Source organism: Longimicrobium sp., from assembly GCF_036554565.1.
Lineage (GTDB): Bacteria > Gemmatimonadota > Gemmatimonadetes > Longimicrobiales > Longimicrobiaceae > Longimicrobium.
In genome coordinates this window covers 1-8022 of the sequence record NZ_DATBNB010000360.1, presented here as the reverse complement: position 1 = coordinate 8022, position 8022 = coordinate 1, and the positions used below count along the sequence as shown (strand labels likewise).

At 68.7% G+C, this 8022-nt stretch carries 9 protein-coding genes; 2 read left to right on the top strand and 7 right to left on the bottom strand.

Annotation, left to right across the window (positions count from 1 at the left end):
* Positions 1–399 (bottom strand): DUF6941 family protein (locus VIB55_RS10100; protein WP_331876533.1); only part of this gene is annotated, 399 nt, incomplete at its 3' end.
* A gap of 46 nt (positions 400–445) precedes the next feature.
* Positions 446–1516: a hypothetical protein gene (locus VIB55_RS10095; protein WP_331876532.1), complete on the bottom strand. Its 1071-nt coding sequence runs from the start codon at positions 1514–1516 to the stop codon at positions 446–448.
* Positions 1517–1684: 168 nt separating this feature from the next.
* On the opposite strand from VIB55_RS10095, the gene VIB55_RS10090 reads away from it, so the two are divergent.
* Positions 1685–2524: a TIGR00730 family Rossman fold protein gene (locus VIB55_RS10090; protein ID WP_331876531.1), complete on the top strand. Its 840-nt coding sequence runs from the start codon at positions 1685–1687 to the stop codon at positions 2522–2524.
* Between the two features lie 297 nt (positions 2525–2821).
* Positions 2822–3982: a homospermidine biosynthesis protein gene (locus VIB55_RS10085; RefSeq protein ID WP_331876530.1), complete on the top strand. Its 1161-nt coding sequence runs from the start codon at positions 2822–2824 to the stop codon at positions 3980–3982.
* Between the two features lie 59 nt (positions 3983–4041).
* On the opposite strand, the gene VIB55_RS10080 is transcribed toward VIB55_RS10085, so the two are convergent.
* The 5 genes from VIB55_RS10080 to VIB55_RS10060 all read right to left on the bottom strand — a co-directional run bounded on the left by VIB55_RS10080 (position 4042) and on the right by VIB55_RS10060 (position 7659).
* Positions 4042–4614, bottom strand: coding sequence for a GNAT family N-acetyltransferase (locus tag VIB55_RS10080; RefSeq protein WP_331876528.1), 573 nt, complete (start codon positions 4612–4614; stop codon positions 4042–4044).
* 68 nt (positions 4615–4682) lie between these two features.
* Positions 4683–4859 (bottom strand): hypothetical protein, encoded by a 177-nt coding sequence (locus VIB55_RS10075; RefSeq protein ID WP_331876527.1) that lies wholly within the window; start codon positions 4857–4859, stop codon positions 4683–4685.
* Between the two features lie 207 nt (positions 4860–5066).
* The gene (locus tag VIB55_RS10070) at positions 5067–5696 is read right to left on the bottom strand and encodes an HAD family acid phosphatase (protein ID WP_331876526.1); all 630 of its coding nucleotides are present in this window, start codon (positions 5694–5696) and stop codon (positions 5067–5069) included.
* Positions 5697–5699: 3 nt separating this feature from the next.
* Positions 5700–6425 (bottom strand): SDR family oxidoreductase, encoded by a 726-nt coding sequence (locus VIB55_RS10065; RefSeq protein WP_331876525.1) that lies wholly within the window; start codon positions 6423–6425, stop codon positions 5700–5702.
* A 589-nt stretch (positions 6426–7014) separates the two neighbouring features.
* Complete coding sequence (locus tag VIB55_RS10060) at positions 7015–7659, bottom strand: hypothetical protein (protein ID WP_331876524.1); 645 nt, start codon at positions 7657–7659, stop codon at positions 7015–7017.
* Between the last annotated feature and the right edge of the window lie 363 nt (positions 7660–8022).

Genomic DNA, 8022 nt, shown 5'->3' with positions numbered 1-8022 from the left:
GTTCATCATCGGGTCGTTCGCGGTGGACTGCACCAGGAACGGCGTCTCGTGGGGTTCCGCATCGCCCACCGTCACCACGAAGCGGTACAGGCCCGCCTTGGGAAACTGAAGCCCCACCAGCGTGAACACCTGGTTGCTGGTGGTGAACTCGCCCGCGGGCACGCGCGGCGCCATCATCTCGCCCCCGGCCTCGAACAGCACCGCCCCCTCGGGATCCAGCAGCTCCACGTTCACGGGAAAGCCCCGCCCGCCGTCGCCGTGCGCGGCCTCCACGCGAAACGCGAACACCATCTTCGGGTGCATCACGGGAAAATCGGCCGCGGCAATGCGGTCGAAGATCCCCATCACGTTCAGCTTGCCTTCCTGGGAAACGTTGGCCTCGTCCGCCAGGATCGCCATCGGTATCCTCACTTCGCCCTCTTTCGGTTCTCGGGATTCGTTCGTTTCATCGGGCCTGCTGCGCAGGCGGGCAGGTGTCGTCGCCCTTGCGCACCCACATCGACGTGACCTTCGCCTGCTCGGGCAGCGAGTCGGGAGGCAGGCGCCGCGTGCTCCACTCGGCCGTGGCGGCCGTGTCCAGCCCAAAGCTGATGCCGGGCGCCACCGGCGACCACAACGCCACGCCGCCGTCGCCCTGGCCGGTGCACAGCACGGCGTAGCGGGCGCGCAGGTCGGCCAGGGTGGCGCCGACGCCCACGCCCGCGCCCGTGCGCAGCCCGGCGGTGTCGACCACGATCCGCGAGATCCGGTCGTTCGAAAGCACCAGGAGCACGGGATGCTTAGCCAGCGCCACCGCCAGCCCCTTCTCCGGCATCCCCTCCTGTCCGCGCCATGTCGTGTCACGCGCTTCGGGGCACAGCGTCCGCACGTCCGAGGCCTTCATGTCCAGCCGCACGGGGCCGATGCCGTAGCGGGTCACGGACACGTCCTTGATCCCCCCGCATCCCCCGACGACTACGTCCGAGCCTGGGCGGATGCGGATGGTGTCCTGCGCGGCGGCCAACTCGCGCTGGTCCGCGGCGGTCACCCACGCGCGCACGGGGAACGACGTCGAGGTGTCGCGCTCCTCCGAAAGTGGCGGACGGGGCGCCGGCGGCGTGCGGATGGCCTGCGCGAACTCGCCGCTCTGCCCCGGCGCCAGCGTGCCGATGGAAAAGATCACCCGCGTCCCCTCGCCGGACGACATCATCTCCGGCCTGGGTGCGCTGTTGGCGTTCGCGGCCGCCGAGTCGACGCGGACGTCCACGGGAGAACCGACGAACAGGTTCAGCTTCGCGCCCGCCAGCGGCTGGTCGGTGCCGTTGACGACGGTGACGCGAAGGGTATCCTCCTCGTTCCACGCCCAGTCGGTGGCCACGTACAGCCGCAGCTCCACGTTTCGGGCGATGGTGCCGACGTCGATCTGCTCGTCGCCCTTCGGCTGCTCGCCCCGGTCGCGGCATCCCGCGGCCAGCGCCAGCCATGCTCCTATCGCAACGGCGCGCGCCGCCGTGCCGCGCCTCATGAAGATCCTCATCCGCCCCATCCGTCAGGTGTGTCGCCCGGTACACTCGCCGGGCGGAACAATGGTGCGCCGCGCGCCGCCGCGCGAGCCCCGCTTTTTGCGTGGACCGCGCAGGCGCTTATCTTGTGCCCCTTGGCCGGAGCCGGTCCGGCCGCCGACACACCCGTGCGTACACCACTGATGGCCGAACAGGACAACCCCACGCTGAACGTCGCGCAGCGCACGCGCACGTCCACCGAAGACGAGCGGCTGCTGCAGTCGCCGGCGGAACAGCCCGAGTCGCTCGACTTTACGAGGTCCGATCCGTGGCGGGTGCTGCGCATCATGGGCGAGTTCGTGGAGGGGTTCGATACCCTGGCGCGCATCGGGCCGGCGGTGACCATCTTCGGCTCGGCGCGCACCCCGGCGGACCATCCCGAGTACGCGGCCGCGCGCGAAACGGCGCGGCTGCTGGGTGAGGCGGGGTTCGGCATCATCACCGGCGGCGGGCCGGGGGTGATGGAGGCCGCCAACCGCGGCGCGCGCGACGCGGGGGTGCAGTCCATCGGCTGCAACATCGAGCTTCCGTTCGAGCAGGGGATCAACCCGTACGTGGACGTCGCCATCAACTTCCGGTACTTCTTCGTCCGCAAGACGATGTTCGTGAAGTACGCGGAGGCGTTCATCATCTTCCCTGGCGGTTTCGGGACGATGGACGAGCTGTTCGAGGCGCTGACGCTGATCCAGACGGGCAAGGTGCGAGACGTCCCCGTCGTCCTGGTAGGCACCGCGTACTGGCGAGGCCTGATCGACTGGGTTCGTGGCACCCTGCTGGCGGAGGGCAAGATCTCGCCGGAGGACGTGGACATGCTGGTGGTGACGGACTCGCTGGAAGAGGCGGTGCAGACCATCGTGCGCTGCTACGACGAGATTTCGGCGACGAGCGGCAGGCCGCCCCGGCGGAGCAAGGCATCGCGACTCGGTACGGCGGGCACTGTTGAGGGAACACCAGCTTCGCCGGAGAAGGCCGACGCGCAGTAGGGGGCCCCTCCCCCGGCCCCTCCCCCGCAAACTGCGCCGGAGAGGGGGAACTTCGATCGGGGTTCGATGGGGTGCCGTGCATGCCTCGGGAGCCCCCTCTCCCCGGCCCTCTCCCCCGCTTCGCAGGGGAGAGGGGGAACAGCGGGGTCCGGGCGCGCCACATCGGTGGTGGAGCACCGGAGCAGGTAGTCCGCGAAGGCGGACTTCGTGTGTTTGTTGCAGCGACTTCAGTCGCCCGTGCCTCGGGGCCGGCGGCTCGGTAGCCGTATTCTCGTATCTCTCTCTACGTACCAGACGATGTCACGATCGAAGTTCCTCTCGGGCCGGCGGATCGAGCCCACCAAGATCGTTCCCGGGCTCTCGGTCACCGACCTGGTGGACGGGACGTTCCAGGCGTACAACGCGGCCCGGCTCCGCGAAGGGTGCCATCTTCTCACGAAGAAGATGCTGGAGGACGACGTCACCGTCGGCGTAACGATGACGGGCGCGCTCACCCCGGCCGGCCTGGGGATGAGTGCGGTGATCCCGCTGATCGAGGCCGGGTTCATCGACTGGATCATCAGCACCGGTGCCAACCTGTACCACGACACGCACTTCGGCATCGGGCTGGAGCTGCGCCAGGGCTCGCCGCAGATCAGTGACACCGTGCTGCGCGAGGAGGAAGTCGTTCGCATCTACGACATCTTCTTCGATTACTCCGTGCTGCTGGATACCGACGCCTTCTTCCGCAAGATCATTACGGCCGACGAGTTCCAGCGTCCCATGTCCAGCGCCGAGTTCCACTACCTGTGCGGCAAGTACATCTCGGCGCGCGAGCAGGAGCTGGGCATCGGCCGCAAGTCGCTGCTGGCCGCGGCGTACGAGCACGCGGTGCCCATCTACACTTCATCGCCGGGCGACTCGTCCATCGGGATGAACGTGGCGGCCAAGGCGCTGCAGGGAAACAAGCTGATGTTCGACGTCAACGCCGACGTCAATGAGACGGCGGCGATCGTGCTCGATGCGAAGCGCAGCGGCGGCAAGTCGGCCATCTGGATCCTGGGGGGCGGCTCGCCCAAGAACTTCGCGCTGCAGACGGAGCCGCAGATCCAGGAGGTGATGGGCATCGACGAGCGCGGCCACGACTACTTCCTGCAGATCACCGACGCGCGCCCCGACACCGGCGGCCTTTCCGGCGCCACCCCCGCCGAGGCGGTCAGCTGGGGCAAGATCGACCCGGACCGGCTGCCGGACGCGGTGGTGTGCTACCTGGATTCCACGGTGGCGCTGCCCATCCTGGCGGCGTACGCGCTGGACCAGCACGCGCCGCGCACCCCCAAGCGCCTGTTCGACCGTCGCGACGAGATGATGGCGCGCATCACCGCCGAGTACGAAAAGTCCGAGCGCAACGAGAGCAGCCAGGAAACCGCCCGCGAGCACGCCGTGCACGAGGGCAGCATGCTGGAGCGCGACCGCTGATCGGTACTCGCCGGGTCTGAATGCTGAACGGGGACGGCACGCGCCGTCCCCGTCCGTCATCATAACTCTGCCCTCTCGCGCAGATCGAACCGCAGGCTCACCCCAAGCCCGTCCGGCAAGCGGCCGCGGCGTTCAGCATCCCCGATCCGAAGCTTCTGCTCTTCCTTGTTCCGCACGAAACCCTGGGCTTCGTACCACCGGATCAGCTCTTCCGTCCGGGCATCCAGGGTCACGTACCGGCAGCCGATCCGGCGGCGAAACATCACGGCCATCTGTACCGCGTAGGCAACGAGCAGCTTGCCAAGGCCGCAGCCCGCGAATCGCCGGTCGACGCCGAGTTGCGCGATCTTTACCGCGGGAGCAAACCCGTAGACAACGCCCCGGGGCCGCTCACGCGAGCCCAGCTTAATGCGGTCGGCCATCACGGTAACGTACGCCGCCAGAATGCCTTTGACGTACAGCAGGTGCGTCACCGTGATGCCACAGCGGGCGTCGTTCCACGCGCGCTCATACAGGAACGCGTTCTGCTCGGCCGAGCCGCAGTCGAAGCCCAGGGGCGGGTCGCCCAGCAGCGGGCGCATCTGAAGCTCATCATCCAGAAACGCCGTCTCGGTCGTGTGCAAATCCGACATACGGGCAACAGAACGCGGGCGGGGAAGGTTTTTCCCCGCCCGCGCCTGTTGTCCAGCTGCAGCACGCGCTACGGGTAGCTGAATCCGGGTGTGGCCGCCATCACCTGCTCGAGCAGGAACCTCGTCGAGCGTGCGCGCCGAAACGTGGCGCGCCGTTCGGGCGTGTCGGCCGGGGGGCGGCGCATCTCCGCGAGCACCTCCTCGATGCCCTCGGGCGAGAGAGGCGGCGTCATTCGTACGCTCATGTTGCCATCCTTGCTGGGGCTCAAAACCACGATGTCAGGATAACGCGCGGCTGTCCGGTTGTCAAGCGCTGCGTTTGGGTGATCGTATCCAGAAATCACAGTTGAATGCTCGCCTGTGGCGTGATCTGAGTGGCCGCTTGTTGCTGTCCACTTCACGATGCGGCAGGGATTGGCCGAGCGACCGATGTAGAGGTGTTTGCGGTGTCGCTAAGTGTCTTCAGCGCGGCGGGGTTTGTATCGCTTCTCATGTCCGCGCCGCGGATCGCCGCCGGAGGTGAGGTCGTCCTGGCCGACGTCGAGAGCTTCCAGGGCCTCGGCCGCGGCTTCGGCACCGGCGCCGTAGAGGAAGACGGGCACGCCGGCCTGGCGTAGCGCCTCGGCCACGTCGATGCGGTCCTCGAAGGCGCACACCAGCTCGTACTTCCGCCGCAGCCGCGCCACCGCCTCGACCTTGAAGTAGCCCGCCGGCCGGAAGTCGCCCCCGGGGCGCATCACCAGCGCGTCGTAGTCGGTCAGCCCGTTGGCCCTCAGCCAGCGCTCCGTCTTGGGGCGCGTGTACTCGGGCCGGCCGGTCAGGAAGATGATGCGGATTCCCGCCGCGTGCATCGCCCGCAGCACCTCCATCGAGGCGGCGATGGGCGGGTCGGCGTCGATGGCGTCGAAGTAGGACTTCCAGTCGCGCGCCCGCCCCTGCTCCACCTCCACGAAGTGGGCGCGCGCCTTGTCGTCGGAGAGGGTGCCGTCCAGGTCCCAGATCATCGCGCGCACCTTCGGCCCGCGCCCGGACTCGCCCGCCGCGGACGCCGCCGCCGTGCCGCCCTTCCCCTCGCCGGCCATCGCTCAGCGCTTGGGCGGGCGGCTCGGGCGAACCTCCACGCGGGAGGGAAGGGTGCGCGGGTTCATGGCCAGCAGGTCCATCACGATCTGCGCGATGTCCCCGGGCTGGATCTTCCAGGCGTCGGCCTCGTTGGGCGTGTGGTCGTTGAAGTACGTCGCCACGGAGCCGGGCATGATGTAGCTGGTGCGGATGTTGTCCTCCCGCACGTCCAGCATCATCGCCTCGCTGAAGCCCACGATGGCGAACTTGCTGGCGTTGTACGCCGCGCCGCCCGCGAACGGGTTCTTGCCCGCCAGCGAGCCGATGTTGATGATCCACCCCGCGCCGCGCTTGCGCATGTGGGGCACGGCCTCGCGGCAGCAGTAGAAGACGCCGTTCAGGTTGGTTTCGATGATCGAATGCCAGAGGTCGACCGAGATCTGGTCCATCGGCGCGAACCCGCCCACGCCGGCGTTGTTGATCAGGATGTCGAGCCCATCCCCCAGTTCCGCCGCCGCCGCGATCATCCGCTGCACGTCTTCGTAGCTCCGCACGTCGGCCTGCACGCCGATCACGGTGCCCGCTCCTAGCGCATTCAGCCGGTCCGCCGCGGCCTTCACCTCGCCGGCGTTGCGGGCCGAGATCACCACGTTGGCGGCGGCCCGCGCCAGGTACTCGCCGATCGAGTAGCCGATCCCCTTGCTGCCGCCCGTCACCACGGCCGTCTTCCCGTCCAGAATCCCCGCCATCCGTACATCCTCGCCGTTTTCCGTTGATCGATCGAGCGCACCTTCGCGGGTGCGCGGGGTGGCGGCTGGCGCAAGTCGCAGGCCCGGTGCGGAGGCCTCGGCCGTGCGGGGGCGAATGAATTCGCGGCAACAAAGGCCCGAAGTCCGCCTTCGCGGACTGCACGCGAAGTCGAGTGCTCGGAGCCAGCCGAGATGCACACGAATTCTCCAGAGGGGCGGGGGAGAGGGCAGCCGGGGGAATGCGCCGGAGCAATCGAAGCGCGCCTCACCATGCAGCAGCCCCAGCCCGAACACCGGCACCCGCCCGAGGCAGCGCGCCTGGGCCAAGGGATGACAGGCCCCGGTGCGGCGACGGGCTCGGGAAGCGCACCACACTGGCTCCCTTCCCCCGCGCAGTTTGCGGGGGAAGGGCTGGGGATGGGAGGCGCCCGGGGCGGCGCCAAAGCCGGCCGAACCCCGATCGAAGTTCACCCCCGCTCCGCACAGCAGTTCCGTGCGGGAGGGGGCCGGAATTCGGGGCAACAGAACGCCTCCGCCAGCAGGCTGGCGGAGGCGTGCGCGGTAGCATCCACAGGGCAGCCGTGGTGCGCTACGGGATGCCCGCCACCTTGTGCGTCTGCACCGAAAGCCGCCACGGCGGGCCCAGCTGCATCACCGTCCGGATGACCTCTCCGTAGTTGGGCCCGCCCGCCGCCGGCACGTCCACCGGCTGCAGGAAGTAGTGGCCGAACCGGGTTCCGTCGGCGATGCGGCGCACCGCGTCGGCGTCGGGGGTAATGCCCGGGACCGCGCCGCCGGTGAAGAGCAGCTTCAGCTCGTCGCCCTCCTTCTGCGCGAACTCCGCCTGCTTGGGCGAAACCGTCAGCCAGTCCACGAGCGAGCGGTCCACCGGGCGCGACCCGTTGGACTCCATGGAGATACGGTAGCCGCGTTCCCGCAGCGCATCGGAGAGCGGGCGGTCCAGCTGCAGGCTGGGCTCGCCGCCGGTGGCGACCAGCAGCAGCCCCGGAACCTCTCCCCCGAAGCCCTCCCACGCCGTGCGGCGCACCAGGTCCAGCGTGTCGTCCAGGTCCAGCGTGTACTCGGCCTTCACCCAGTCGGTGTCGCACCACGGACACACGTCGTAGCCCAGGTTGCACCCCGCGAAGCGAAGGAACACCGCGGGCATCCCCGCCTGCGCCCCTTCGCCCTGCAGCGTGGCGAACACTTCCTTGATCCCGTACTTCCTGGCCATCCGCCGACCCGCCTTCGGTTTGCAGTGTGAACCGCTTCATACGTCCGCCGCCCGCACCCGTTCCCCTGGGATTGAGACTTCGGGGACGATGCTGTGGGACAAGGCCGCCCCATCTGTCCCCCCGTGTCCCCGGCAATATCCGCCCAGATGCGCCGCAAGGGGGGGCTAAGTCGTTTGAAACCAACGATCTTACAGGCGGGCCAACCTTGGCCCCGGCCTTGCCCTTTGGACGGTCGCTAGCGCCCGCCAGGGCACAACGATTTGGGGGGGACAGCGACGGTGGCCCGGCAGTTCATTTCTCATCCGCAGCACCCATCCTACCTCGACCCGCCGCACCACGGCCCCACCTTCGCCTCGACGCTG

Excerpts from the sequence above, each read along its gene's own strand:
- VIB55_RS10095 (WP_331876532.1), bottom strand. The coding sequence starts at position 1,516 with ATGAGGATCTTCATGAGGCGCGGCACGGCGGCGCGCGCCGTTGCGATA.
- VIB55_RS10090 (WP_331876531.1), top strand. The coding sequence starts at position 1,685 with ATGGCCGAACAGGACAACCCCACGCTGAACGTCGCGCAGCGCACGCGC.
- VIB55_RS10085 (WP_331876530.1), top strand. The coding sequence starts at position 2,822 with ATGTCACGATCGAAGTTCCTCTCGGGCCGGCGGATCGAGCCCACCAAG.
- VIB55_RS10080 (WP_331876528.1), bottom strand. The coding sequence starts at position 4,614 with ATGTCGGATTTGCACACGACCGAGACGGCGTTTCTGGATGATGAGCTT.
- VIB55_RS10075 (WP_331876527.1), bottom strand. The coding sequence starts at position 4,859 with ATGAGCGTACGAATGACGCCGCCTCTCTCGCCCGAGGGCATCGAGGAG.
- VIB55_RS10070 (WP_331876526.1), bottom strand. The coding sequence starts at position 5,696 with ATGGCCGGCGAGGGGAAGGGCGGCACGGCGGCGGCGTCCGCGGCGGGC.
- VIB55_RS10065 (WP_331876525.1), bottom strand. The coding sequence starts at position 6,425 with ATGGCGGGGATTCTGGACGGGAAGACGGCCGTGGTGACGGGCGGCAGC.
- VIB55_RS10060 (WP_331876524.1), bottom strand. The coding sequence starts at position 7,659 with ATGGCCAGGAAGTACGGGATCAAGGAAGTGTTCGCCACGCTGCAGGGC.